The sequence below is a fragment of the Micromonospora salmantinae genome (assembly GCF_022230905.1).
GTDB lineage: Bacteria > Actinomycetota > Actinomycetes > Mycobacteriales > Micromonosporaceae > Micromonospora > Micromonospora salmantinae.
In genome coordinates this window covers 37909-64890 of the sequence record NZ_JAKKFG010000042.1, presented here as the reverse complement: position 1 = coordinate 64890, position 26982 = coordinate 37909, and the positions used below count along the sequence as shown (strand labels likewise).

Sequence of the window (26982 nt, the reverse complement as noted above, 5' to 3'; positions counted from 1 at the left end):
CGATGCGGCCTCGCTGGCCTCCGCCTGCTACTCCAACACCTGGTTCTGGTTCGGGAGCTGGAGCAGCAGCGACGGTGTCGAGGCCGGCACCTGGACAAGGAGGGGTCAGTCCGCTTGCTGGCTGGTCACCGAGATGGGCCTGTAATCATGGTGCGGATTCCAGGTCATTTAGGAGAGCGTGCACAGGTGCCCAACACATCCGCACCGTATCCAGGTCGGGCACGAGCCCGCGTTCGATCTGGTGCCGAGGGTGAACGAAGTTGCGGTAGTCCCGGACCTTTTCCATGAAGTCCTTGGCGTCGGTCTGGACCCACTTCCGTTGGTGTGCGTACTCGAGCAGGAGTTGCAGGCCGGCGCGGTCGGCCGGGATCCTCCGACCATTACGGCCCGCGAGTCCATTGCTGCGGACGTTCTCGTCGCGGCCAGTCACCACCACATGCAACAGTCCTTCAACGAAACTCCCGATCCCAATGATCGCCAACGCGTACGCGCCGTTGTTCTGGCAGATCGACGCTTCGTCGGCGCGGGCCATGAGGATCTCGATATCCGCGGGTTTGCTGTTCGCGGTTAGTCGTCGGACGCGTTCGTGAAGGTCCGGCGGTGGCCCATACAGGGGTGTGTTACCGGATTGGCTGAGTTGACCGAGCACAGGGCGCCCACCGACATACGTAATAGTGAGCTGCTCGGGCGCCAGGACACGATTCAACTCCTGGGCGATCGGCTCTGCGGCTTCGACACCGCCGTCGTACTCAAGGGGGTCACAGGTGCGACACAGCAAGCGGTCGATCGCAGCGGCGTCGTCGGCATGGGAGATCAACACTTCGGTGAGCCAGGGCACTCGCGGCGAGCCGTCGTACTGCGGATTGCCAGGCCACCGGACGCGGTGCAGGAAGCGCTCGACTTGTGATCCGGTCCGCTCGTACGGGCCGTCGACGTCGCAGATCAGCCGAGCCACTCGTTCCAGAGTGAGTAGGTCGAGGGTAGTCATCAATACACCTCCCGGTCGACGCGCTGCTGCGCGATGTCGAGTGCTTCGGTCAGACGCTGGAGGATGACCGAGCCCCGTTTGCGGAATCCGAGTTCCGTCATCGCCTCCTGCAGGCGCTCATCCCGGTCGCGCTGAAGTTGGTCGCTGACCAGCCAAGTGCAGAGCCGCACCAGTTGGTCCCGGGTGTACTCGGTGATTTTGAGTCCAATGGGCACCTGAGGGCGTGGACCGCGGCGCGGGGTCGGAGGCGACGACGACTCGCTGACCCGTGGCTGGGCCGCTGGCGCAGCCGGGGCCTTCGCGCGGTCAGCACGATCGACCGCCTGCTTCCACCTCGCCACGAGCCGGGCCGTCTGGCCTGCCGGGTCGACATACCAGTCAGTCGACCAGATCCGGTGAAACTCCCATCCGAGCCGTTCCAGGTGCTGCTGGCGCAGCCGGTCACGGTCCCGGGCACTGTGTGCCTGATGGTACGAGTGCCCATCGGTCTCGACGGCGAGCACCATGCGGCCGGGTTGATCCGGGTGAGCGAGCGCCAGGTCGATCCGGTACCCAGAAACGCCCCACTGCGGTACCGCATTGATGCCCTGCTGCTGGACGGCCCGCAGCACGCTGCGTTCGAGGCCGTTGAGTTCAACTCCGGTGTGCTGCCGCCCGCCAAGATCGCCGCCGAGGTCGACAAACTCAAGGTAGCGACGGAGCAGCTCGGGTCCGCGGTTCCTCGTCGCTACGGTCTGGTTTGGGTCCATCTCATGGTGTGAGAAGGCGCTGAGGACCGTCATCCGCCGCCGCGCGCGGGTGACCGCGACGTTCAGGCGCCGTTCACCGCCCTCCTGGTTGAGTGGTCCGAAGCGCAGCGTAAGGCGACCATCTTGGGTCTTGGCGTAGCCGATGCTCAAGATGATGGCGTCCCGCTCGTCCCCTTGGACGTTCTCCAGGCTCTTGACGAAGAACCGCTTGCTCGCGGCTTGGTCCTGCGAGAAGAAGTCGTCAACGCGCTCGTGCTCCCGGCGCCGGCTACGCAACGTCGCCTCAATTCGCAGGGCATGCTTCTGCCCCATGGTTATGACGCCCAGGCTCTCGTTCGGTCGCTGCTCGGCGTGCTCGAGGATGAGTTCGACGGCTCGGTTGACTTCTTCAGTCGAGGAGCCGCTTTGCCCGGGAGAGACGCGGCCGTCCACCGTCTCGAGGCGCAGCGGGCTGTCGACCTGCACGCCGGGAAACGTCACGAGCGATCGGTCGTAGATCTCAATGTTGGAGAACGCGATCAGCCGCTCGTCACGGCTGCGATAGTGCCAAGTCAAGCGGTACCGGTCCGAAATCATGCCGCTGAGGACGTCTAGAACAGACTCGTAGTCCTCAAGGTTGTCGTCGCTAGGATCGTCATCCTCACCGGCGGGGGTCTGCTGGACGAGGCGGCGGAAGAACGGCGTGGGCGGAAGTTGCTTCGGGTCACCGGCCACGACAAGTTGCGCGCCTCGCATGATCGAGGCCACCGCGTCGTGCGGCTCGATCTGGCTCGCCTCGTCGAAGACAACCACGTCGAATGATTGCGTGGCCGGTAGGATCCGGCTGACCACGAGCGGTGACATGGCCCAACAGGGAAACGCCGCGAGGAGCACCTCCGGGGCGCTGCCGAGCAGCTTCCGCAAAGGCAAGTGCCCCCGCTTCTTGGCAGCCTCCCGTCGGACGAGGTCGTTCTGGTCGGGATATGCGTCCCGGGTCTTACGCAGGCTTACCGCCACGTTGCGGCGGACGCGGCGGGCCGCCATCTCGATGTGCCGGCAGTCCGCAGTGCGGTAGTCCTCGACCACCGCGGCGTGCTGTTGTCCCACGAATTGGCCGAGGTACGGAACACGCATACGCATCTCATCAAGAACCACCTGCAACCAGGCACGCAGTAGGGTGTCGGCCGCTTCGCCGCTCGAGACGTGCCGCTGAGCCAGGTCATCGAGCATGTAGCCCAGTCCAAGCGAGCGGAAGAGCTGCTGCTGCTTGTTCAGGTCGGGCATCCGGAACAGCGTCTCGCGGTCGGCATTCAACTCGGCGAGTGTGTTGGCCGCCAAGGTGCTCGGACCACGGTCGAGTCCGTCGATCCGAGCACACGCCGCAACCGCTGCGAGATGGTTGCGCACCCGCGTGAAGGACGACATGCAGAGGTTGGCACCCGCCAACGCGGTGGGTGCGGTGTCTTGACGGCTGAGCTTTCGCCAGCGCTCACGTTGGTTAATCGCGGCGAGCAGGCCCTCGTACATCTCGGATCGTTTCCGTGGGGCGGCCGGAGAGATCCGCCGCAACTCGCGACGCAACTGGAAGCGACGGTAGAGGCCGAGTGGCTCGGGCCGACGAGGCCGGGAGCGCCTTGGTGCTGTCGCATAGACGTAGTCGTCCAGATCCGGGCCGAACACCTGGTCGCCGTAGCCAACGATGGTGCGCTCGACTTCGCTGAGTAGGTCAAACAGGTCTGTCCAAGCGGCAAGGTCGTCGGGCACGTCCAGCCCGGCCCGGTCAACCAACTCCTGGATCTGCCGCTGTGCGCCCTCAAGTGCGCCTGCCGCGAGTCCGTCGAGATGGAGCAGTACTTGCCCGACGTCTTCCGAGGTGTGGATTGCGGCCTTCGCCCACGGCGACTCCCTGCGCCAGATTCGCAGCCCGCCGCGATCCACGAACATCCGGAGGTCGTCCCGCGCGGACTCGATCACCGATCGGTCGAGGTTCCGCAGCTCGGATGCGCGCAGGTTGTACCCGCTGGTGTCGTATGAGGGCAGGGCGAGCATCTGCTCGATAACCTGGAACGCGCTCATGCCCCAGGGCTGTCGGACCTCGTGCAGCTCGGCCGGATGCCGCTGTGCGGCAGCCCGCCGACCGTGTAGGCGCCGATGAAGCTCCGTCGTCTCCACCGGCGGCTCGGTACCAGCTTGGGTGAGGACGTTGGCGATACGCTCAGCGACCTGACGCTTGTTGATTTTCCGGTCGTGGAGGTCGAATACCAGGTTGTCGAGTCCGACATCACCGAGGCGGCTCATCACGGCCTCGATAGCCGCTCGCTTCTCGGAGACGAACAGCACGCTGCGACCCATCGCCGCCATGTACGCGATGATGTTCGCGATCGTCTGGCTCTTTCCGGTGCCGGGAGGGCCTTCGATGACCACGTTCCGACCGGACAGGACGGCATCGATCGCGGACTGCTGCGACGAGTCCGCATCGTGGACCAGGAACTCCTTAGCCAGATCGATCCGATCGGCGCTGGACTTGGAGCCCTGGGCCGGTTCCATGCGCAACTGCTGCCGGGCGACGCGGTCCCCCGCCATTGCACCGATCACCGGGTGCGACGCCAGCAGCTCGGCGGAGCTGCGTAGATCCTTGACCATGGCCAGCTTGTCAAAGCTGAAGACACCGGCGAGAACCGCTGGCTCCAGCCGAAGGGACAGGCCGCTAGGGGCCACCGCCTTGGCAATGAGCTCGTAGGCGGCGCTCAACTGCGCGTCCGGGTCAGCGATCTCGGTCAGCATGGCGCTCAGCTTGTCGCCGAGGGCACTGATGTCCGCCTCCACGCCGTACTGCCGCTCGAGTGCGTACAGGAGGACCGGATTGATCTCGGGGGCCTCGCAAAGCTCCAGTGTGAAGTCGTTCTCGGTCGCTGTCCGGCTATTCAGCGTCAACTGCTGCAGGATCAGTGGCGCCCGCAGCGGCTGCATCGGAACCGATCCTCGTGTGTACGGACCGACCATGCAAAGCAAACCCCGGGTCACCCAGCCTGCCTGGATGCCCTGCTCCTCCTCCAACTCGACAAGCTTCCGGCGAAGGCCGCGTGCCGTGTTGCACGCGGTATTGTGACGCTCCTGGTCCGGAAAGAGCGTTCGCAGGCGGACCTTCTGGCCCCGAAGCAGGCCGGCGACTCCGTCGGCCGTCGCCTCCGCGAAATCAAGCGTGGTGGTCTGCCGCTCCTTGAAATAAAGCAGAGTGTTGCGCGGGCCGAAGTCGATCAGTTGATCTGCCCACCGGCCGGCAGCCTGCTGGACGAGGTTGAGCACATCCGGTTGGTTCGACAGCATCTCGTCTCCAAATCAGTGACGTGCGGCAGTGCTGGTCCGCCGGGCCATCGGCCCGAGGCAAAGCCCTCCAGGATAGAGCGCGCGCGAGGTCGGCATATGCATCGGATTTCCGACAGCAGCGTCATCGAGACGACACCCGTCGGAAACACAGCTTCTTTAACGCTGTAGCGCTGTCGCTTCGGTCAACAGGCAAAGGTCAGAGGTGCAGCCTTGCTGCCACGATGCTGTGAACATTCGGGCTGATTCGGCCCACAGGCGTTCAATCTGCGGGTCCCCAAGGTGCTGACGCGAGTCGATGGCGACTCCTTGGTGTTCGAGTGGCTTGGTCGATGCTGGCTGCTCGAATGCACTCAGTCAGGAGCGATGTCGGCTTGGCGACAGGCGTTTTGGCCGCTCGGTAGCTACGGGATGCCACGGCAGTACGCCCGGTCGAACCGGACAGTCTGGATTTCACGGCGGCGAGGTCGAGTCAGCCGCCGGTCAGCGTCGCCCACTCCATACCGATGAAGATCGTGATCTGTGTGGTGATACAGGCCGCGTGGTTCGCCGCAGGAGCCCGTGTGGTCGGACGCGGGTGTCGTTCGATGTGGCTGAGGTTAAGCGATCTGACGCCCTGATCGCCTACGCCCAACCTTTAGCATGCGCGTTGGCTGACCCGGCATGTCGATGTGCTGTTGAGCGGTATACCTCAAAGTCATATTCATACCTCTGAGGTATACCGCTCAATACCGTGTCCGCCCCGACGGAGGCGACCGACGATCACCGCTGACCCCCGGCTGCACCCACGGCCCCAGCCAGGTTAGGACTTACTCGTCCAGGCTCGCTCCTGCATACCCGGCTCAGAGTCGGGCGCCATCTCGTTAGCCTCAAGATCGCCGTTCTCGATCTGACCCACCTGGCGGGTGTGACCCCATCAGTTCGGCCACCTACTGCTGGGGCGGACCGAGACGCTTACGCTCCTCAGCGAGGTGAAACGCGCTGACCCACGCCTCGGTACGGGCACGTTCCACATCGAGCGCGTCGTTGTCCCCGTCGTGTAGCTCTGCGCGGATGTCGTTCCAGTCATGGAAGTCGCCCATCAGCCCTCTCTCCGTTACCCCTCGGAGGCAAGGCAACGCTCGTACGCGACCTCGGCGACAGTGTGGCGTTCTCGTACCACCGCGTCCAGGCACGGGCCGATGATCCGTGGCAGCCGTCGTCAGGACGGTGCAAGTAGTCGGATTTCGCAGCGGACACCGCTGGCCTTGGCGAGCCGACCATCTCCGGTCACAAGTGGACAGGTCATCAACTCCGCCGCCGCGACATAGGCTGCGTCGTACGCCGTAACATTGCTCCGCAACTGCCACATTCGGTCGAGCAAACCCGAGATTTCAACCTCGTCGATGACCAGTGAGGGCAGAGCGTCGACGGCCTCTTGAGCGCGGGCAGGGCCGAGCTTGCCACCGAGGACCTTGCCCCTGATCACCGACATGACTTCCACCAGAAGATGGCCTGGCGCCGCCCAGTGCGGATCTCCGGTCAGTTCCGCCCGCGCCGCGTCGCCTACCGGCCCGTCGTCGACCAACGCATCAGCCAGGACTGAGGCGTCCACGACAATCATGCGGCGCTACCCCACGGCCCCCGCTGCTCCCGCTGGTCTGCCAGCTCGGCGGCACTTTCCCCCGGAAGGGCGCGAGTGCCATCAGACCGGCCGGCGAAGCGATCGAGGGTCGCCGTGTTGCGCAGACGTCGAGCCTGCGTCTCCACCAACTCCAGCAGGTACGCCTGAAGGGACTGCCCGCGCGCCTTGGCCTGGGCAGCCAAGGCGTCTCGTACTTCTTCCGGGACGTCCCGAATCTGGATAGCAACCATGCATTCATTATGCATGCATCAGCGCCTCGCTGCCCTGGAAGGGCTCGATCCCTCGGTCAACGGATCCCATGGCGATCGCAGCTCAGTCAAGAGCCAGAGGTCAGGAAGTTGGTGGGGCGGGCGGGACTCGAACCCGCGACCGAGGGATTATGAGTCCCCTGCTCTAACCGGCTGAGCTACCGCCCCGAACACCGCGCCGGATCTTATCCCGCTCGGCGGTCAGCAGCCAGCACCGAGCCGGCCGGCGCCCACGCCTGCGCCTGCGCCAGCACGATGGGCAACAGGAATATAACAGCGTGCTCGGGTACGCCTGTCAGCCGGCGCGCAGCTCGTCCAGTACGGCGCCGGCGGCGCGCCAGCCGCTGGTGAGAGCGCCCTGGATCGATGGGCTGTCGCGGTGGTCACCGGCCACGAACAGGCCCTCCCCCAGCGCCACCGGCTTGCGCAGCCGTCCCTGTGGCGGTGGCGCGGCGGGTAGCGCCTCGGGGATGGCCGCCGTGGTGAGGTGGGTCCAGTCGGCGGTGGAGCGGCCGTACAACCGGGTCAACTCGGCCCGGATGGTCGGCTCGGGTGGGGCCGTGGGGCCGACCACCGAGGTGGCGATCAGGTGCCGTCCGGCGGGCGCGTACGTCGCGGCGGCGTTGCTGAGCACCGCGGTGTTGGCGACGAGTTCGCGTCGGTCGCCGTCGACGAGCAGGATCGGTTCGGTGAGCGGCGGCTCGGGAGCGCTGTGGTAGTAGGTGGTGTAGCTGTGCATGCGTACCGTCGCCAGGGCCGGCAGCAGCGCGGCCGCGGCGGGCGGGTCGACGGCGACCACGACGGCCCGGCAGCGGATGTCGCCGGCCTGGGTGCGGACCCGGCCCGGGGTGACCTCGGCTACCGGGGTGTCCAGGTCGAGCAGGTCGGCCGGCAGCGGCGCGGCGATGGCCCGGGGCAGCGCGGCCATCCCTTCGGCGGGCAGGCCGATCCGGCCACGGGCGAAGGAGCGCAGCACCATCGCCAGCACGTGACTGGAGGTGGAGAGTTCCCGGTCGATGAACACACCGGACAGGAACGGTCGCAGCAACTCCTCGATGATCGCATCGGAGAGGCCGGCGCGGCGCAGCGCCGTCTCGCTGCTGGTCTCCGGCGCGTCGAGCAGCCGGGACGCGGGGAGGGTGGCGCACCCGGCGGCGAGCGCGGCGAAGCGCAGCCGGTCGAGCAGGGAGCCGACCCCGGCGAGCGCGGTGCCGGGACCGCCGGTCGGTTCGCGCAGCGGGTTGACCAGGCGCAGCAGCTTGTCGCCCTTGCGGACCAGCACGCCGGAGGTGAAGTGGCCGAGGTTGAGCTGGTCGGTGTCGAGCAGCGTGCCGAGCCGGGGGTAGGCGGTGTTGAGCACCTGGAAGCCCCGGTCGATGAGGTAACCGTCGACCACGTCGGTGGCGACCCGGCCGCCGAGCCGACCCTCGGCCTCCACCAGCCGCCAGGGCACGCCGGCGCGGTGCAGCCGGCGGGCGGCGGCGAGGCCGGCCAGGCCGCCGCCGACGATGACCACATCGGTTTCAGCCAGCACCGCGCGCCTCCCGCTCACCGTTCGCCCGGGACAACCGGCCCGGCCACCAGATCTTCGGCCCGATGTCGTACGCGAGTGCGGGCACCAGCAGCGACCGGACGATGATGGTGTCGATCAGTACCCCGATCGCGACCGCCGTACCCAACTCGACGAGCACCACCAGTGGCAGGACGGCGAGGGCGGAGAACGTCGCGGCGAGCACGATTCCGGCGGAGGTGATCACCCCGCCGGTGACGGCGAGGCCGGCGAGCACTCCGGCGCGGGTGCCGCGCTTGACCGACTCCTCGCGGACCCGGCTCATCAGGAAGATGTTGTAGTCGATGCCGAGCGCGACCAGGAAGACGAACGCGAACAGCGGGAACGACGAGTCCACGCCGGGGAAGTCGAAGACGTGGCGGAACAGCAGCGCGCAGAGGCCGAGGGTCGCCGCGAAGCTGAGCAGCACTGTGGCGATCAGCAGCAGCGGGGCCAGCAGCGCGCGCAGCAGCAGGGCCAGGATGACAGCGATGACCACCAGCACCACCGGGATGATGACGTTCTGGTCGCGCTTCGCGGCGTCCGAGGTGTCCACGTTGATCGCGGTGAAGCCGCCGACCACCGCGTCCGCGTCGGGCACCTGGTGTACGGCCACCCGCAGCTCGCGGATGGTCCGCTCGGCGCCGTCGCTGTCGGGTGGGTCGGCCAGGGTCGCCTCCAGTTGCACCCGCCCGTCGACGACCTTCGGGGCGGCGTCCTCCTCGGGTGGGCCGGTCTGCGGGCCGGCCGAAAGGGGGCGGACGTCGGCGACCCCGGGCACGTCCTTCGCCACCTGGGCGACCTGTCGGGCGGTCTGCTCGGTGGTGAAGATGGTGGCCGGGCTGCCGGTGCCGGCGGGGTAGTGCCGGGAGATCACCTCCTGGCCGTCGACCGAGTCGGTGCGCTGGGTGAACAGGTCGGACTGGCCGAGGGTGGTGGCGCCGAGCTGGGTGAGGCCGAGCGTCAGCAGGGCCAGCACGACTGCGGTGCTCAGCCAGATCGGGCGGGCGTGCCGGGCCACGAAGCCGGCGACGCGGCTCCAGATGCCGTGTTCGGCCCGCGGGTCGGCCTGGTCGGCTCGGGGTCGTCGGGGCCAGAACGCCCACCGTCCGCCGAGCACCAGCAGCGCGGGTAGGAAGGTGAGCATCACCAGCAGGGTGGCGGCGATGCCGATGGCGGCGACCGGGCCGAGTGCCCGGTTGGAGTTGAGGCTGGACAGCAGCAGGCAGAGCAGGCTGACGATGACGGTGCCGCCGGACGCGATGATGGCCGGCGCGGCGCCCTTCCAGGCGGTCTTCATGGCGTCCCACGGGCCGTCGTGCCGGTGCAGCTCCTCCCGGTAGCGGGCGATCAGCAGCAACGCGTAGTCGGTGCCGGCGCCGAAGACCAGCACGGTGAGGATGCCCTGGGCCTGCCCGTTGAGCTTGACCACGTCGGCGTCGGCGAGCAGGTAGACGAAGACCGAGGCGAGGGCGTACGACATCCCGGCGGCGAGCAGCGGGAAGATCCAGAGGACCGGGCTGCGGTAGACGATCAGCAGGATGGCCAGCACCACGACCAGGGTGACCAGCAGCAGTGGTCCGTCGATGGCGGAGAAGACCTCGATCAGGTCGGCGAGCAGACCGGCCGGGCCGGAGACGTCAACGGTGAGGCCGTCGCGGTCACCGCCGGTGATGTCGCGCAGTCGCTCGACGACAGTGCCGATCTCCTCGCCCTGGGCATCGTCCACCGGTACGACGACCTGCAGTGCCTGGCCGTCGTCGCTCGGGATGGGCGGGGGCAGTGGGGTGACCACGCCGGGTATCTGGGCGAACCGGGCGGCGTCGGCGCTCACCCGTTGCCGGTCCGCGTCGGTGATCCCGGAGGGCCGCTCGTAGACGACCAGAGCCGGGATGGTCTGCCGGTCGACGAATTCGCCGGCGAGGTCCTGGGCGCGGGTCGCCTCGGCGTCGGTGGGCAGGAAGGCGGCGTTGTCGTTGGTGGCGACCTCGCTGAGGCGCCCCGCGTACGGGCCGGACACGCCGCCGATCACCAACCAGGCCAGCACGACCGCCACCGCGATCAGCGTGGCCTTGCCGCCTCGTCCGGACATCCGCACTCACCCCATCCTGCCGGGCAAGCAGGTCGAGAGTGGGTGAAACCAGGTCACACGCACACGAAAACGCCCGTCGGCCGGTGGCTGACGGGCGTACGTGGAAAAGCTCCCCCGATTGGACTCGAACCAATAACCTGCCGGTTAACAGCCGGCTGCTCTGCCAATTGAGCTACAGGGGATCGTGCTCCGCCCGACTTCGGATCTCCCCGACGCCTTGCGACGGGACAAGAGTACAGGACATCCCCCGGTGGTGGTCCAGTGGGTTGCCTCCCCGCCGTCGCATTGACAATAGGGGTAAATCGCCATCCCGGCACAACAATGCTTGAGCGGAGAGCAGGATGGGTAGTTAGCTGCGGACAGAGGACGCAGGCGCGAACAGGTCGCCTTCCGACGGGGCAACTCGCCGGGGTGACGGCGCGTCAGGTACGGAAGGAGCCGCCATGCGCGGAAAGATCATGTTTCTTGGCGGGCTGGCTGCGGGATTCGTCCTGGGCGCCCGTGCCGGCCGGGAAAAGTACGAGGAGCTTGTGGTCAAGGGCCGCAAGGTGCTCGACCACCCGACCGTCCAGGAGGCGGCCGGGGTCGCGCAGGCCCAGGCCAACAAGCTCTACAGCGAGGGCAAGGACAAGCTCGGCCAGACCAAACTGGGCGAGAAGCTGGGCACCACCAACGGCAGCACCGGCAAGCAGGAGCTGACCGCCGCCGACGACGCGTTCGCCGGCACGCCCGCCACAGTGGGCGCCAAGGCGGGCACCAGCACGGTCGGCACGACCTCCGGGTCGCCGTCGTCCACGAACCCCCGCACCAAGCCGTCCGGCTCGGGCACGAACGCCAGCACGCTCTGACCAATCGCACGTCGACGGGCCGGTCGCCGCAGGGCGACCGGCCCGTGGTCTGTCCGACGTGCGGTCAGTCCTTGCTGCTGAACGCCGCGTCGAAGGCGGCGCTCGGTGCGTCGAAGGCGAGCCGGCGGACGAACTGCAACGCCTCCGGGGCGCCGACCAGCCGGTCCATTCCGGCGTCTTCCCACTCGACCGAGATCGGGCCGGTGTAGCCGATCGCGTTCAACGCGCGGAAGCAGTCCTCCCAGGGCACGTCGCCGTGGCCGGTGGAGACGAAGTCCCAACCGCGCCGCAGGTCGGCCCAGGGCAGGTGCGAGGCGAGCCGGCCACGCCGGCCATCGCCGGTACGCACCTTCGCGTCCTTGCAGTCCACGTGGTAGATCCGGTCGGCGAAGTCGAAGATGAAGTTCACCGGGTCGAGTTCCTGCCAGACGAAGTGCGACGGGTCCCAGTTCAGCCCGAACGCGGGCCGGTTGCCGATCGCCTCCAGCGTGCGCTTCGTCGTCCAGTAGTCGTACGCGATCTCGCTGGGGTGTACCTCGTGCGCGAACCGCACTCCCACCTCGTCGAACACGTCGAGGATGGGGTTCCACCGGTCGGCGAAGTCCTGGTAGCCGCGCTCGATCATCGACGGCGGCACCGGCGGGAACATCGCGAGGGTGTGCCAGATCGACGAACCGGTGAAGCCGACGACCGTCTTCACCCCGAGCTTCGCCGCCGCCCGCGCGGTGTCCTTGATCTCCTCGGCGGCCCGCTGACGAACCCCCTCGGGCTCCCCGTCGCCCCAGATGCGGCCGGGCAGGATGTCCTGGTGCCGCTCGTCGATCGGGTGGTCGCAGACCGCCTGACCAACCAGGTGGTTGGAGATCGTGAAGACCTCAAGGTTGTGCTTCGCGAGGGTCTCCCGCTTGCGCTCGACGTACGAGTCGTCGGCGAGCGCCTTGTCGACCTCGAAGTGGTCGCCCCAGCAGGCGATCTCCAGACCGTCGTAGCCCCACTCGGAGGCGAGCCGGCAGACCTCCTCGAACGGAAGATCGGCCCACTGGCCGGTGAAGAGCGTGATGGGTCGCGCCATTGTCCTTCTCCCCTAGTGTGATGGGGATTCCTTGTGCGGACCGGGGCGAGGGTGACCGGACGTGCGCGGCACCCGAGCGGTCACCGGTGGGTGCGGAACACACCTGAGCCCGGCGGGTTGCGCCTCCCACCGGGTCACCGGCCACCAGCACGGTCGCCGACCCCCACCCTATTTCCGCAGCACCCCATCGGGGAAGCCCCGCGGTCGGCCGATCATCCGATCATTTCCTCGGGCGCGGGCAGGACAGCCCGTACGGTGAAGCCACCACCGACGCGTGGGCCGGCGGAGAACGTGCCGCCGAGCCGTTCGGCGCGCCTGCGTACCCCGAGCAGACCCCGACCGACGCCCTGGCTGCCGCCGCCGGACGGAGCGGGACCGGCGCCCTCGTCGCGGACCTCGATGGTGATGCCCGCGGCGTCGTAGCGCAGGCGGACCCCGACCGGAGCGCCCGGCGCGTGCCGGCACGCGTTCGTCAGCGCTTCCTCGATGATCCGGTACGCCACCACGTCGACCGGGCCGGGCAGCGGTCGGGGTTGCCCGGCCATGGTCCAGCGCACCGGTTGACCGGCGGTGAAGCCCTCCACCAGCGCGTCGAGGCGGTTCAGGCTGGGCGCCGGCTCGGACGGGTCGTCGGGCTCGTCGGCCCGGCCCAGCGCACCGAGCAGCTGATGGCCTCGCGCCAGCACCGTCCCACGCCACTGCGCGAACAACCCCATGCAGGTCAAGGTACGGCAGCCCGCTGTGAGCCGGTCGGCGGCGGTCAGGCCGGCTGGGCCGGAGGGGCCGACGACGTGAGCCGTGGCCCCTCCGGGGTCAGTCGGTCAGGGCAGGGTCCACTTCTGGTTGGCCGCGTTGAGGCAGGTCCAGAGGTGCACGATGGTGCTGTCGGCGGAGTTGTTGCCGGAGACGTCCAGGCACTTGCCCGACGACGGGTTGCGCAGGGTGCCGTCGGACGCGGCAGCCCAGTTCTGCGCTCCGCTGCCGTTGCAGGTCCAGAGCTGGATCTTGGTGCCGTTGGCAGAGCCACCACCGGAGACGTCCAGACACTTGCCCAGCGCCTTGATCGTCGAGCCGGCCACGGTCCAGGTCTGCGCGGTGCTGCCGTTGCAGGTGTAGATCTGGATCTGGGTGCCGTCGGCGGTGCCGGCGTTGCGCACGTCCAGGCACTTGCCGGCGAGACCCTTGACCGGGCCTACCCCGGGAGTGCCGCCGCCGCCCTTGACCAGTGTGAAGTCGTCCAGGTCGAAGAGCCCCGTGCCGCTACCGGTGAAGGTGAGGTAGAGGTTCTGGGTGCTGGACGGGACGTTGGTCAGCGCCGTGGAGACGTTGGCGTAGGTCGTCCAACTGCCGGTGTTCGGCACCGCGACGGTGCCGAGCACCGGGCCGGTGGCCGAACCGGTGCGCACCTGGATGGCGCCACCCGCGCCGCCGGAGACGACCCGGGCCGTGAACGAGGTGACCCCGGTCAGGTTGACCCCGTTGTAGGCGGCCCAGTCGCCCGGTTCGATGTAGCCGAGGGTCTGCCCACCGTTGGCGCCCTCCTTGGTGAACGCGGAGACGCCGTTGGCCGAGCTGAAGGTCTCGGCCTGGATCGTGCCGGTGGGCGGCGGGGTCGTGCCCAACTCCTTGATCCGGATGTTGCGGAAGGAGGTGTCGTCACCGGTGCCGTGGTTCTGGATGCCGATGTGTCCGGCGAGCGAGCGGACCGGGTCGGTGTTGGTGAAGTCGTTGATCTTCACTCCGTTGAGGAAGACCTGCAGCCGTTCCCCCTCGACCAGCAGCTCGTAGGTGTTCCACTCCCCCGGCGCGTTGAGCGCTGCGTCGCGGGCGGCGATGTCGGCGGCCTTGTACGTGTAGATCGCGCCGGTGGTGCGGTCGACCGCGTCGGTGGCGTCGATCTGGACCTCGTAGCCGTTGTTGATCGCCGAATACGGGTCACTCGACGGCGGGAAGCCGATGAAGACGCCGGAGTTGTCGTCACCGGCCAGCTTCCAGTCCATCTTCAGCGAGTAGTTGGTGAACTGCTTGGCGTTGTACCAGTACAGCCCCATGCCGCCCACCGAGGTCAGGGTGGCGTCGGTGTTGGTGAAGCTGCCCGGGCCGGCCTGTGACCAACCGGCCGTCGAACCGTTGAACAGCGGGGTGTAGCCGGTCTCGGGCCGGCAGTCGGCCTTGCTCCGACCGGAGGCGTACCGGATGCCGCCGAGCAGGTGGTTCCGGAACCCCGCCTCCGCGTACGACGCCTGGGTGTGCCCCGCGCCGGTGTAGAAGGACCGGCCGCCGCTGTAGCTCTTGCACCAGCTCAGCGGGTGGTCGGCGCCCATCCCGCCGCCGGAGTACGACGACTCGTCGAGGGTGGCCAGCACGTGGGCGCTCGACCGGGCGTTGGTGCGGTAGTTGTACCACTCGTCGGTGCGGGTCCAGGTCTGCGGCAGGTGAGCGGTGGCCGCGTGGCCCCGGTCCTCCACCTTCATGTTGGCCTGCTGGATCGCGGGGTGCGAGGCGAACCACGCCCCCACGAGGTTGCCGTAGAACGGCCAGTCGTACTCGGTGTCGGCTGCGGCGTGCACACCCACGTATCCGCGGCCGGAGCCGATGTACGACTCGAAGGCGGTCTGCTGGCTGGCGTTGAGTACGTCGCCGGTGGTGTTGAGGAAGACGACCGCCTCGTACTGGTTGAGGTTGCTCGTGGTGAACGCGGCGGCGTCCTCGGTCGCGGCGACCGTGAAGTTGTTGCCCGCACCCAGGTCGCGGATGGTCTGGATGCCGACCGGGATCGCGTCGTGCCGGAAACCAGCGGTCTTGGAGAAGACCAGCACGTCGTAGGGGGCGTCGGCGGCGCTGGCCGGGGTGGCCGGGGTGGTGCAGGCGATGACGGCGAGTGCGGCCATGGCCGCACCGAGGACGGGTCGCAGGCGTCTGCGCATATCGCTCTCCTAATTGCGGTTAGGAGGGGCCCCTCGCCTCACACTAGGCGTTGTCGAAGGGCCCCTCCCGCCAGCTCAGGGCAGGGTCCACTTTTGGTTGGCGGCGGCGGTGCAGGTCCAGAGGTGGACCACCGTGCTGTCAGCGGAGCTGTTGGCGGAGACGTCGAGGCACTTGCCCGACGACGTGTTGCGGAGCGTGCCGTCGGCCTGGGCGGCCCAGTTCTGCGCGGCCGTCCCGTTGCAGGTCCAGAGCTGGATCTTGGTGCCGTCGGCGGTGGCGCCGCCCGACACGTCCAGGCACTTGCCCAACGACTTGATCGTGGAGTTGGGGGTGACCGCCCAGGTCTGCGCGGCACTGCCGTTGCAGGTGTAGATCTGGATCTGCGTGCCGTCGGCGGTGGCGGCGTTGCGCACGTCCAGGCACTTGCCACCGAGGCCCTTGATCGCCCCGGCCCCACCGGCCGGGGGCGTCCCGGTGACGAAGGTGAAGGCGTCCAGGTCGTAGAGCGCCCCGGTGCCCGACCCGGCGAAGGTCAGGTAGAGCGTGGTCGTGCCGGTCGGCGGGTTGCTGATCGTCCCGGTGACGGTGGTGAAGGTTTCCCAGCCGCCGGTCACCGGGACCGTGGCCGAGCCGAGCACGGTGCCGGTGGCCGAGCCGGCTCGGACCTGGAGGGTGCCGCCGGCGCCCGCCGAGGAGACCCGGGCGTTGAACGAGGTGACGTTGCCCAGCCGGTACGGCTGGAACGCGATCCAGTCGCCGTTGTTGATGTCGCCGACGGTCTTGCCACCCTCGGCCGGGGTCTTGCTGAACACGTTGATCCCCGACGAGGTGCCGTAGAACTCGGCCTGGCGGTGCCGCGGCGGCAGCGTGTGCTGGGTGTGCGTGGTCAGCCCACCGGCGTCGGTGTACTCGGCGTCGAAGATCGCGAAGATGTTGGCCGCGTCGTCGTGCTCACCGTCGACCGGGATGGTGATCGAGCCCGAGCAGCCGGTCTTCGAGGTGATCTGGTGCCCGTGCTGGTCGTGCCCGAGCACGTAGGTCATCTTGACCTTCGTGCAGTCGATGGTGCCGTCCTCCGGGTCGGTCACGGTGATGCTGTAGGGCACCGTGTCCCCGAAGCCGAACAGCTGACCGTTGCCCGGGTTGTTGATCGTGACGGTGGGCGCGGTGTTGCCGACGCTGATCTGCACGCTGCTGCTGCCGGTGGCGCCCTGCGGGTCGCGCACCGTCAGCGTGGCGGTGTAGGTGCCGTTGGCGCTGTAGGTCTTCGTCGGGTTGGCGGCGGTCGAGGTGGTCCCGTCACCGAACGCCCACGAGTAGGTCAACGCGCCGCCCTCAGGGTCGGCCGAGCCGGCCGAGGAGAACGTCACAGCGAGCGGGGCCGCGCCGGAGGTGCGGTTGGCGCTGGCCTTCGCGGTGGGCGCCCGGTTGCCGCCGCCGACGTAGTCGAAGCGGTAGAGCGCCGAGTTGGCGTCACCGTTGAAGTAGCCGGTGCCGTAGTCGAGCACGTAGTACGCGCCGTCCGGGCCGAACGCCGAGTCCATCACCTGCTTGCCGACCCAGGGGAAGGTGTCGATGGTGCCCCGGGAGCCATCGGAGTTGACGTGGATCGGCTTGATCCAGCCCCGGCCGAACTCGGTGGCGAAGAACTGCCCGTCGAACGACTGCGGGAACTTGGTGGTGGAGGTCGACGAGGCGTTGTACCGGTAGACCGGGCCGCCCATCGGCGACTCGGAGCCGCCGCCGAACTCGGTCGGGGTGCCGGCGTCACCGGCGTACCGGATCCAGGCCGGCTGGGCCGGCGGCAGAGTGGTCAGGCCGGTGTTGCGGAACGAGTTGTTCGTCGGCCCGCCGGTGCAGTTGTACTTCGCGCCGCTGGCGCTGGTCGCGAAGTCGAACTCGTTGTACGTCTCGGTGCTGGTGTTGGTGCCGGTGCAGTACGGCCAGCCGTAGTTGCCCGGTGCCGCGACCCGGTTGAACTCCACCTGGCCGGACGGCCCGCGGGTGGAGCTGGTGGAGCCGGCGTCCGGCCCGTAGTCACCGACGTAGACCACGCCGGTGGCCTTGTCCACGCTGATCCGGAACGGGTTGCGGAACCCCATCGCGTAGATCTCCGGCCGGGTCCTGGCCGTGCCGGGGGCGAACATGTTGCCCGACGGGATGGAGTACGTGCCGTTGGCGTTCACCTTGATCCGCAGGATCTTGCCGCGCAGGTCGTTGGTGTTGCCGGCGCTGCGCTGCGCGTCGTACGCGGGGTTGCGGTTGGTCCGCTCGTCCAGTGGTGAGTAGCCGGACGACTCGAACGGGTTGGTGTCGTCGCCGGTGGACAGGTAGAGGTTGCCGGCGGCGTCGAAGTCGATGTCCCCACCGACGTGGCAGCACACGCCCCGGCTGGCCGGGACGTCGAGCACGTCGACCTTGCTGGACTGGTTGAGCGTGAAGTCCGAGTTGAGGGTGAACCGGGAGAGCCGGTTGACGCCGTTCCAGGCCGAGAAGTCGGTGCCGGTGGCCGGCGCGTCCCCGCCGGGGGTGGAGAGCGGCGGGGCGTAGTAGAGGTAGATGTAGCGGTTGCTGGCGAAGCCCGGGTCGATCCCGACGCCCTGCAACCCCTCCTCGTCGTGGCTGTAGACCGACAGGGTGCCGATCACGGAGGTGGTGCCGTTGGCGTCGGTGCGGCGCAGGGTGCCGTTGCGGGCGGTGTGCAGGACCGAGCGGTCCGGCAGCACCGCCAGCGACATCGGCTCACCCATGTCGGTCACGCCGCGAGCCAGCTCGACCTGCTGGAAGTCGCTGGCGACGATCGTGTGTGCCTGGGCGGGGGCCGAGCCGGCGGCGAAGGTGACAGTGCCGGCGGCGACCGCCAGGAGCAGCGCGGATCCGGCGGAGAACCATCGTCGGGACCGTTGTCTGGGAGCGTCCTTCATGGACATCTGTGCTGTCCCTTCCTGACGTGTGACTGCCAGGCCGGGCGCGCGCCGTCGCGCCGGATGCCGTAGCGGTGGTGGGGGGTCGATGGGTTACCGCGCCGCCGGTTCACCTCGACGAAACATTGTCGTGTTGGTCACGACACTAAGTCGCACGTGTCGATGTGTCCATACCTTCCGGCGGTTCAGCATCAACTTTCGTCGATTTGATCGAAAGTCGCCGGTCAGGCGCGTCGGTCGATCGCCTGCCCGGCCAGCGCAACCAGGGCCGCGCGGGCGTCATCGGCCACCACGGCGTTCTGCAGGGCGGAGAGCGCGGCCTCGGTCCGGACCCGGATCATCTGCTCGATCCGCTCCCGCGCGCCGGTCGCCTCGATGATGTCGCGCAGCTCCGCCGCGCCCTCGGCGTCCAACGCCGGGTTGCCGAACAGCTCCCGCAACCGGATGGTCTGCGGCCGGTCGGCGGCGCTGCGGGCCAGCGCCATCATGACTGTGGGCTTGCCCTCACGCAGGTCGTCCAGGACCGACTTCCCGGTGACCGCCGGGTCACCGAACACGCCCAGGACGTCGTCGCGGAGCTGGAACGCGTCACCCAGCGGGTCACCGAACTCGCCCAGCGCGGCGATCAGCTCCGGCTCCGCGCCGGCCAGGGCAGCACCGATCTGCAACGGCCTGGTGACCGTGTACCGGGCGGCCTTCATCCGGATCACCGTGAGCGCGCTGGCCACCGAGCCGTCACCCACGCCCGAGACCAGGTCCAGGTACTCCCCCGCGATCACCTCGGTACGCATCAGCGCGAACACGCCGTACCCCCGGTGCACCTGCTCGGTGCTCAGCCCGCACTCGTGGAACATCTGATCCGACCAGGCCGCGCAGAGGTCCCCGCAGAGCAGCGCGGTGTTGCGGCCGTACGCCTCGGGGTCACCGCGCCACGACGAGCGGGCGTGCAGGTCGGCGAAGAGCCGGTGCACCGACGGCTCACCCCGGCGGCGGTCGCTGCCGTCCAGGATGTCGTCGTGGATCAGCGCGAACGCGTGGAACAGCTCCAGGGCCGCCGCGGCCACCACGATCGGGGTGCCGTCGGCCGCCCCAGCGCCGCGCCAGCCCCAGTAGCAGAAGAGCGGTCGTAACCGCTTGCCACCGGCCAGCACGAACCGTTGCAGCGCGGTGAACACGCCCCGCGGCGCCCCGTCCGGCCAGTCCGGGCCCTGCCGGCTGAGAAACCCGGCCAGCTCCGCGTCGAAGCGCGCCCGCAGCTCGCTGGCGTCGGTGGGCGCGACGGTGACCGTCATGAGCCCTCCCCCGACCCGCCCGCACCGCCGGGGCTCAGCCCGGCCAGCTCCAGCAGCAGCGCCTTGACCTCGGTCGCCGCGATCTTGTCCCGGGCCGCGGTCGGGTCAGAGCAGAGCAGCACCGGGCCGTCCGCCGGGTCGTCCGGCAGCCGCCCGTGCGAGCCGCGCACCGCCCGCGCCCCGGCATCGAGGCCGACGGCGCTCATCAGGTACCGCATGCCGAGCTTCTTGCGGGCCAGGGCGACCCCGGCCCGGGCCTTCGCGGCACCGGGGTTGGCCGGGTCGAAGAACAGCTCCGCCGGGTCGTAGCCCGGCTTCCGGTGAATTTCCACGAGCCGGGCGAAGTCGGGTGCCTGGGCGTCGTCCAGCCAGTAGTAGTAGGTGAACCAGGCGTCCGGCTCGGCCACCAGCACCAGCTCACCGGCGCGCGGATGGTCCAGCCCGTGTGCGGCCTTGCCCTCGGCGTCGAGCACCTCGGCCACCCCGGGCAGGCCGGCGCAGAGCTTCGCCACCGCCGGCACGTCGGCCGGATCCTTGACGTAGACGTGCGCGATCTGGTGGTCGGCGACCGCGAACGCCTTCGACGTCCACGGGTCGAGGTACTCCATGCCCGCCTGGGTGTGCACCCGCAACAGGCCCTCGGCGCGCAGCAACCGGTTGACGTCCACCGGGCGGGACACGTCGGTGATGCCGTACTCCGACAGCACCACCACAGTGGCGTCCCGGGCCCGGGCGGCGTCCAGGAGCGGGCCGAGCACCGCGTCCAGCTCGGCTGCCGCCGCGGCGGCCTGAGCCGACGAGGGACCGAAGCGTTGCAGGTCGTAGTCCAGGTGCGGAACGTAGACAAGGGTCAGGTCGGGTGACACGTCGGCGAGGATCTGCTCGGCCGCCTGGCAGATCCACCGCGACGACGGCAACCCGGCCGTCGGCCCCCAGTAGGTGAAGAGCGGGAAGGTGCCCAGCCGCCCGGTGAGCGCGTCGTGCAGCTCCGGCGGGTCGGTGTAGCAGTCCGGTTCCTTGCGCCCGTCGGCGTAGTAGACCGGGCGGGGCGTCACCGTCCAGTTGACGTCGGCGCCCATGGCGTACCACCAGCAGACGTTGGCCACCGTGTAGCCGGGTTCGGCCCGACGGGCGGCCTGCCAGAGCTTGTCCCCGCCGACCAGCGCGTTGTGCTGCCGCCACAGCAGCACCTCGCCCAGCTCCCGGAAATACCACCCGTTCCCGACGATCCCGTGCCCGCTGGGCTGCTCGCCGGTGAGGAAGGTGGACTGCACCGAGCAGGTCACGGCGGGCAGCACGGTACCCAGCTCGGCCCGGAAGCCGCCGTCGGCCACCCCCCGCAGTCGAGGCATGTGCGCCAGTAGTCGGGGCGTCAACCCCACCACGTCGAGGACCACCAGTCGTCGGCTCATCGCGTCACCCCCATGCTCACGGTTCGTTCTGCGGTCAGGCCGAGGCCGACCAGTTCGTCCCGGGCGAAGGCCAGCTCCGCGGCGATGCCGGCGGCCAGCTCCGCGTCGGTGCCGGGCCGTCGGGCGGCCGGCAGCACCCCCCAGGTGTACGTCTCGACGTCGAGGTGGTCGCAGCCGGCGGTCGGGCCGTCGAAGAGCGCTCTCAGGGCCGCGCGGAGCACCGGCAGGGTCGAGCCGAGCGGCTCCTCGGGTGGGGCGTGCAGCGGCACGTGGTAGTGCACCCGCCACGGGCCGGGCAGCGCCCGGTCCAGCGCCTCGTCCAGATCGTCGGCCGCGTACGTCGGGTCGGCCGGGTCGGCCAGACCGGCGCAACCGGCGCCCCGGGTCTGGTGCAGGAAGCGCGGCTCCACCCAGCGGCGCAACGCCTCGGCCCCGCCCTCCGGGTCGGCGGCCTCGACAGCGGCCGAGACCTGCACCTTCACCACCGGCAGTCCGGCCGCCCGCAGTCGTTGCAGTGCTTCGGCCGGCTCCTCCCAGGCACAGGCCAGGTGGGCCAGGTCGAGGCAGACACCCAACCGGTCGGTGTCCATTCCGGACAGCAGCTCGGCCGCCTGACCGGTGCTCTCCACCACACAGCCGGGCTCCGGCTCGAAGGCGACGCGCACCTCACGGCCGGTGTCCCGCTGCACGTCGGCCAGGCCGGCGGCCAGCTGGTCCAGGCGGCGTCGGGCCGCGTCGGCCCGGTCGGTGTCCCACGGTCGACGCCAGGCCAGCGGCAGCGTGGAGATCGAGCCCCGGGCGGCGTCGTCGGGCAGCAGGTCGGCGAGCACCCTGGCCAAATTCAGTGTGTACGTCAGGCGCTGCTCGGTGGTCCAGTCCGGGTGGTACACGTCCTGCTTGACCACCGGGGCCTGGAAGGCCGCGTACGGGAAGCCGTTGAGGGTGACCACCTCCAGGCCGCGCGCGTCCAGCTCGGTGCGCAACCGGCGGCGGAGCGTCGGGTCGGCGGCCAGCTCGGCGGCGACCGGGGCGGCCAGCCACAGTCCGAGCCCGAGCAGGTCGCTGCCGAGCGTCTCGCGGACCGGCACCGCGTAGGTTTCCAGTTGACCGAGGATGCCGGCGAGGTCCTCGGCCGGGTGCACGTTGGTGCAGTAGCCCAGGTGGACGGTCTCGCCGCCGGCATGTCGCAGCCGCATCAGCTGCCGCCGCGCAGGATCGAGTTGCCGGTCTGCGGGTCCACCGCGGCGGCGGTGTCCAGGTCGCTGAGGTCGAGCCGCCCCGACTGACCGTAGAACTCCACCGGGTTTCGCCACAGCACCTTGTCGACGTCGTCGTCGCTGAAGCCGGCCGCGAGCATCGCCTCGCCGGTGGCCCTGGTCAGCAGCGGGTCGGAGCGCCCCCAGTCGGCTGCCGAGTTGACCAGCATCCGTTCCGTGCCGTACTCCCGCAGCAACTCCACCATCCGCTGCGGGGTCATCTTGGTGTCCGGGTAGATGGAGAAACCCAGCCAGCAGCCGCTGTCGCGGACCAGCTTCACCGTCACCTCGTTGAGGTGGTCGACGACCACCCGACCCGCGTCGATGCCGGACTCGGCGACCACGGCGAGGGTCCGCTCGCAGCCGCGCGCCTTGTCCCGGTGCGGGGTGTGCACCAGCGCCGGCAGGTCGTACGCCACCGCGAGGGCGAGCTGCGCCGCGAACGCCTCGTCCTCCTCGGGCGTCATCGAGTCGTACCCGATCTCGCCGACCGCCACCACCGCGTCCTTGTCCAGGTAGCGGGGCAGCAGGTCGAGGACCGGCCGGCAGCGCGGGTCGTTGGCCTCCTTGGGGTTCAGCGCGATGGTGGCGAAGTGGCGCACCCCGAACTGCCCGGCCCGGAACGGCTCCCAGCCGATCAACGAGTCGAAGTAGTCGGTGAACGAGGCGGCGCTGGTGCGCGGCTGACCCAGCCAGAACGCCGGCTCCACCACCGCGCGCACTCCGGCGGCGGCCATCCGTTCGTAGTCGTCGGTGGTGCGCGAGGTCATGTGGATGTGGGGGTCGAAGATGCGCATTCACGCCTCCCGGGGCAGTGCGGCGGTGAGCCGGTGGAGCAGGTCGTTGGCGTCGGCGGGCAACTCCCGGCCGGCGGCGTGCCGTTCGGCGGCCAGCGCGGCCAGCATCGCGGTCAGCTCGCCGTCGGCCCGGGTGTCCAGGTCCGCCACGTTGGCCAGGGGAACGCCGCTGAACACGCACTTGAGCACCGCCTGCCGCCAGGCGGCCTGGTCGAGGTGCCGGGCGTACGGGCCGAGCGCGGCGGCGACCAGCCGGGTGTCGTTGGTCCGGATCGCGTCGTGCAGCAACGGAACCCCGTCGGCGCCGATCGGCAGCAGCGGCAGGGCGCGCAGCACGGCTCGTCGTTCGGCCGCGTCACCGTGCTGGTAGAGGCGCTCGGCGTACGCCGCGTGCTCGCCGGGCAGGCTGGTGAGCAGCAGCACCCGGGCCGCGTCGTCGGCGGTCCAGCCGGGGGCGTCAGGCAGTGCGGCCCGCCCGCAGCGTCGGCCGACGGCGGGAAAGAGCCGGGTGATCGCGGTGGGCTCGGTGCTGACCCGGCGCAGCGCCGTGTCCAGCCAATCGGGATCGGGTACGCCTCCCAGCGCGGCCCGCAGTGAATCCGGTGTCATCCCGTCTCCTCCCTTGTGCTGCTCCCCGGTGCCCCGCCACCACCCTTTGCTCTGCACCTATATATGCACCGGGGCCTCTTCGGCAGGTCGCGCCTCGGCAGGTGTCGCCCCGGCAGGTGTCGCTTCGGCAGGTGCAGAGCAAAGGGTGTGGGCAGGGTCGTATTCGGTAGCCGCGGCGGCCCGCAGGAACTCGATCGACCGGGCGGCCACGGCGGGCGCGGCGTGCGAGTCGCGGGGCAACTCGACGGCGACCAGACCGCGGTAGCCGGCGTCGCGCAGCGCGGCCAGCACCGGCGGGAAGTCGATCTCGCCGACGCCGAACTCCAGGTGCTCGTGCACGCCTCGGCGCATGTCGTCGATCTGCACGTTGACCAGGTGATCGGCCACCTCGGCGACGCACTGCGGCACCGGCCAGGGCTCCAGGCACCGGCAGTGGCCGATGTCGAGGGTGATGCCGAAACGAGCCGGGTTGTCGAGTGCCGCGTGCAGCCGACGCCAGTCGGCGATGTCCTGCACCAGCATGCCCGGCTCCGGTTCGAAGCCGAGTGTGACGCCAGCGGTGTCGGCCGCGTCGACCACTGTGGCGCAGCCGGACACCAGCCGGTCCCAGGCGCACTGCTGTGACACCGCCTCGGGTCGGACACCGGCCCAGAACGAGACCGCCTCCGCGCCCAGGTCGGCGCCGATCCGCACGGCCCGGCGCAGGAACTCGATCCGCCGCGTCGGGTCGTCGTGCAGCAACGTCGGGGCGTGCTTCTGCCACGGGTCGAGCAGGTAGCGGGCACCGGTCTCGATGACCACCGCCAGGCCCAGCGACTCCAACCGTCGACCGACAGCGGCGACCCGGCGGGTGAGCCCGGGCGCGAACGGGTCCAGGTGGTCGTGGTCCAGGGTGAGCGCCACCCCGTCGTAACCGAGGTCGGCGATGACGGCGAGCGCGTCGTCGAGGCGGTGGTTGGCGAAGCCGTTCGTGCCGTACCCGAGGCGCAGCGTGGTGGCGTCGGCGGCCGACGCACCGGGCCGGGGCTCGGGGACGCTCATGTCGGGGAGACCTTCCGGGCCAGCCGTCGACCCAGCGGCGCGGCCGCCGCGACGGCCACCCCGAGCAGACCCGCCCCACCCCGTGCGGTGAGGGCTCCCTGGAGGGCCGGCAACCCGGTGATCCCGGCGCCGACGGCCGCGCGGACCCGCCCGGCCGACGGGTCCCGGACCACCTCGGCCTGGGCCGCGCCGTACCGGGCGGCGTACCAGCCGGCCAGCACCGCGGGCAGCAGCGCCGCGATAGTGGCCGACCGGCTGCGACCCGCGCGCACGCCGGTCTCGTCGACGGTGTCGGCCCGGTCGGTGGCCCCGGGCTGGTTCGTCGATCGGTGGGCTGCGCGTCGAGCGCCCGGCACGGCGACGGCGGCACTGGCGGCGACCAACGCGGTGCCGGCGAGGGTGCGCATCGGCAGGGTGGCGTCGGCGCCGCTGACCTCCCGGCGGGACAGCGCGGTGACCGTCCAGGTGTGCGCGGCGACGGTGGCCGCCGCCGGCAACGCCCGGGTGATCCGGCCGCCGGACGCGCCGAGCAGCACGTCCAGCCCTCGGCAGGCGGCCATCACGGCCGGGCCGGCCGCGGTGTTCTTGGCCAGCAGGTCGTACCCCCAGATGGTGGCGGCCAGCGGCACGGCGAGCGCGGCGGCGCGGCGACCGCCCGCGGCGGCGGCCAGGCCCACGCCGGCGGCCGTGAGGCCGGCCGCGAGGCCGACAGCGGCGGCCGGGGTGATCCGCCCGCTCGGGATCGGCCGCTCGGGCCGTTCCTCGGCGTCCAGGCGTCGGTCGGCCCAGTCGTTGGCGGCCATGCCGGCCCAGTAGAGCAGCACCGATGCGCCGGCCAGGGCCGGGGTACGCGGGCTCAACGCGCCGGCCGCCGCGGCCCCGGCGATCACGTCACCGGGCACCGAGAGCGCGGCCGGCGCCCGGACCAGCTCGGCGAGATCAGCCAACGTTGTCATGGTCACCGTCTCCGCCGTCGTGCAGTTGCCGGGTGAAGGCGGTCAGCCGGGCCCACTGCTCACCCAGCGAGTGGGTGGGCGCGCCCAGCGGGTCCTTGAAGAAGAAGCCCAGGTCGGCCAGCGGCCCCACCTGCCCGGCGGCGTGCGCGGCGGCGGTGAGCCGGGCCAGGTCGAGCACCAGCGGCGCGGCCAACGCGGAGTCGCAGCCGTGCCAGGTGAACTCCATCCGCATGCCGGTGCCGAGGAAGCCGCTGAAGGTGATCAGATCCCAGGCGGTCTTGAAGTCGCCCAGCTCCTCGACGTACTCGATGCGGGTGCCGCCCTGCGGGACGTAGCCCAGCGTCTCGCCGAGCACCCGCTGCTTGCTCTGCACCTTCGCCGCGTTCGCGGCCGGGTCGGCGAGGGTGGCGCCGTCGCCACCGCCGAGCAGGTTGACCCCGGACCAGGAGCCCACGGCCAGGTTGCGCATCGCGAACATCGGCGCGAGCACCGACTTGACAAGGGTTTCCCCGGTCTTGCCGTCGTGCCCGGCGTACGGCAGTCGGGCCTCCTCGGCCAGCGCGGCCAGCGCCGGTAGCCGCAGCCCGGTGGACGGGGTGAAGTCGATGTACGGGCAGCCGGCGAGCACTGCGGCGTACGCGTAGAGGGAGCTGACCGGCAGCACCTCGTCCGGGCCGTCGAGGGCGGCGCGTAGCGCGGCCGGGTCGGCGTGCGCGGGGTGCGGTTCGGGTGCCGGCTCGGTGGCGGAGACGTTGACCACCACCACCCGGTCCAGTTCGTGCCGCTCGCGGAAGCTGGTCAGGTCGCGGACCACTGCCTCGGCCCGGTCGGCCTGGGTGTCGCCGACCGGTGCTGGGCGCAGTCCCTGCTCGACCACGCCCAGCTCGTCGCGGAGCGCGGCGACCAGTCGCCAGGGGATGACACCGGCGTCGGCGAGGGCCTCGGCGCGCTTGCACAGCGGAGTGGTGGCCAGATCGTGTCCGCCGAAGACCAGATCGGTGAAGGCCGGCAGGGCCGGGCCGCGCAGCTCGGGAAGCTCGGTGACGCAGCCGGTCGGCCCGGCCAGGCCGGCCCGCAGCGCGAGCCCCCCGACGATGCTGGTGGTCGCGACCGAACCGCGCGCTCCTACCAGCCAGACACCTGTTCGCATGGTGCTCCTTCCCCTTCACGAGGAACCGTCGGTACCGCTAAATATAGGAATATCAGAATATGTTTCGGAAAGATACGGGCCAGTTTCGGAAAGTTTCGGGCCGGGGTGGATGGGCCCCGTCCGCTCGCCCCGCACCGGAACAGC

Annotated in this window: 19 protein-coding genes and 2 tRNA genes; 1 reads left to right on the top strand and 20 read right to left on the bottom strand. The window is 69.9% G+C overall.

What is annotated here, in order from left to right; all coding sequences use genetic code 11:
- Window positions 1–145 precede the first annotated feature (145 nt).
- From PSH03_RS24125 to PSH03_RS24090, 8 genes are all read right to left on the bottom strand, one after another.
- Entirely contained in the window at window positions 146–988 is an 843-nt protein-coding gene (locus PSH03_RS24125) for a hypothetical protein (protein ID WP_238690496.1), read from the bottom strand.
- Window positions 988–5043, bottom strand: coding sequence for a PDDEXK-like endonuclease domain-containing protein (locus tag PSH03_RS24120; RefSeq protein WP_238690495.1), 4056 nt, complete (start codon window positions 5041–5043; stop codon window positions 988–990). The genes PSH03_RS24125 and PSH03_RS24120 overlap by 1 nt, the downstream gene beginning before the upstream one ends.
- A 1198-nt stretch (window positions 5044–6241) precedes the next feature.
- The gene (locus tag PSH03_RS24115) at window positions 6242–6643 is read right to left on the bottom strand and encodes a type II toxin-antitoxin system VapC family toxin (RefSeq protein WP_210783911.1); all 402 of its coding nucleotides are present in this window, start codon (window positions 6641–6643) and stop codon (window positions 6242–6244) included.
- Window positions 6640–6894 (bottom strand): FitA-like ribbon-helix-helix domain-containing protein, encoded by a 255-nt coding sequence (locus PSH03_RS24110; protein ID WP_210783910.1) that lies wholly within the window; start codon window positions 6892–6894, stop codon window positions 6640–6642. The genes PSH03_RS24115 and PSH03_RS24110 overlap by 4 nt, the downstream gene beginning before the upstream one ends.
- Before the next feature lie 109 nt (window positions 6895–7003).
- A tRNA-Ile gene (locus PSH03_RS24105) sits at window positions 7004–7080 on the bottom strand.
- 127 nt (window positions 7081–7207) lie between these two features.
- Window positions 7208–8446 (bottom strand): FAD-dependent oxidoreductase, encoded by a 1239-nt coding sequence (locus PSH03_RS24100; protein WP_238690494.1) that lies wholly within the window; start codon window positions 8444–8446, stop codon window positions 7208–7210.
- Window positions 8436–10553: an MMPL family transporter gene (locus PSH03_RS24095; RefSeq protein ID WP_238690493.1), complete on the bottom strand. Its 2118-nt coding sequence runs from the start codon at window positions 10551–10553 to the stop codon at window positions 8436–8438. Before PSH03_RS24095 ends, PSH03_RS24100 begins: the two co-directional genes overlap by 11 nt.
- A 109-nt stretch (window positions 10554–10662) precedes the next feature.
- Window positions 10663–10735 (bottom strand) — tRNA-Asn (locus tag PSH03_RS24090).
- Window positions 10736–10996: 261 nt separating this feature from the next.
- On the opposite strand from PSH03_RS24090, the gene PSH03_RS24085 reads away from it, so the two are divergent.
- A complete protein-coding gene (locus PSH03_RS24085; protein ID WP_091409037.1) occupies window positions 10997–11401 on the top strand; it encodes a hypothetical protein in 405 nt (134 codons plus the stop codon).
- A gap of 64 nt (window positions 11402–11465) precedes the next feature.
- On the opposite strand, the gene PSH03_RS24080 is transcribed toward PSH03_RS24085, so the two are convergent.
- The 12 genes from PSH03_RS24080 to PSH03_RS24025 all read right to left on the bottom strand — a co-directional run bounded on the left by PSH03_RS24080 (window position 11466) and on the right by PSH03_RS24025 (window position 26838).
- Window positions 11466–12473 (bottom strand): sugar phosphate isomerase/epimerase family protein, encoded by a 1008-nt coding sequence (locus tag PSH03_RS24080; protein WP_030488695.1) that lies wholly within the window; start codon window positions 12471–12473, stop codon window positions 11466–11468.
- A 212-nt stretch (window positions 12474–12685) separates the two neighbouring features.
- Complete coding sequence (locus PSH03_RS24075) at window positions 12686–13189, bottom strand: sensor histidine kinase (RefSeq protein ID WP_238690492.1); 504 nt, start codon at window positions 13187–13189, stop codon at window positions 12686–12688.
- A 105-nt stretch (window positions 13190–13294) separates the two neighbouring features.
- On the bottom strand, window positions 13295–15400 hold the full coding sequence (locus PSH03_RS24070) for a ThuA domain-containing protein (RefSeq protein ID WP_238690491.1): 2106 nt from the start codon (window positions 15398–15400) through the stop codon (window positions 13295–13297).
- Window positions 15401–15475: 75 nt separating this feature from the next.
- Window positions 15476–18331: a PQQ-dependent sugar dehydrogenase gene (locus PSH03_RS24065; RefSeq protein ID WP_238690490.1), complete on the bottom strand. Its 2856-nt coding sequence runs from the start codon at window positions 18329–18331 to the stop codon at window positions 15476–15478.
- A gap of 218 nt (window positions 18332–18549) precedes the next feature.
- Window positions 18550–19617, bottom strand: a complete 1068-nt coding sequence (locus PSH03_RS24060; protein ID WP_210783904.1) for a polyprenyl synthetase family protein — start codon at window positions 19615–19617, stop codon at window positions 18550–18552.
- Entirely contained in the window at window positions 19614–21029 is a 1416-nt protein-coding gene (locus tag PSH03_RS24055; protein ID WP_210783903.1) for an alkaline phosphatase family protein, read from the bottom strand. The genes PSH03_RS24060 and PSH03_RS24055 overlap by 4 nt, the downstream gene beginning before the upstream one ends.
- Window positions 21026–22225 (bottom strand): metabolite traffic protein EboE, encoded by a 1200-nt coding sequence (gene eboE, locus PSH03_RS24050; protein ID WP_238690489.1) that lies wholly within the window; start codon window positions 22223–22225, stop codon window positions 21026–21028. The genes PSH03_RS24055 and eboE overlap by 4 nt, the downstream gene beginning before the upstream one ends.
- Window positions 22225–23082 carry a TatD family hydrolase gene (locus PSH03_RS24045; protein WP_210783901.1) on the bottom strand — a complete coding sequence of 286 codons (858 nt, stop codon included), beginning with the start codon at window positions 23080–23082 and terminating at the stop codon, window positions 22225–22227. The genes eboE and PSH03_RS24045 overlap by 1 nt, the downstream gene beginning before the upstream one ends.
- Window positions 23083–23691 carry an EboA domain-containing protein gene (locus PSH03_RS24040; protein WP_238690488.1) on the bottom strand — a complete coding sequence of 203 codons (609 nt, stop codon included), beginning with the start codon at window positions 23689–23691 and terminating at the stop codon, window positions 23083–23085.
- Between the two features lie 57 nt (window positions 23692–23748).
- Entirely contained in the window at window positions 23749–24732 is a 984-nt protein-coding gene (locus PSH03_RS24035) for a sugar phosphate isomerase/epimerase family protein (protein ID WP_238690487.1), read from the bottom strand.
- Window positions 24729–25688 carry an SCO3242 family prenyltransferase gene (locus PSH03_RS24030; protein WP_238690486.1) on the bottom strand — a complete coding sequence of 320 codons (960 nt, stop codon included), beginning with the start codon at window positions 25686–25688 and terminating at the stop codon, window positions 24729–24731. Before PSH03_RS24030 ends, PSH03_RS24035 begins: the two co-directional genes overlap by 4 nt.
- The gene (locus PSH03_RS24025; RefSeq protein WP_238690485.1) at window positions 25672–26838 is read right to left on the bottom strand and encodes an inositol-3-phosphate synthase; all 1167 of its coding nucleotides are present in this window, start codon (window positions 26836–26838) and stop codon (window positions 25672–25674) included. Before PSH03_RS24025 ends, PSH03_RS24030 begins: the two co-directional genes overlap by 17 nt.
- Window positions 26839–26982 lie beyond the last annotated feature (144 nt).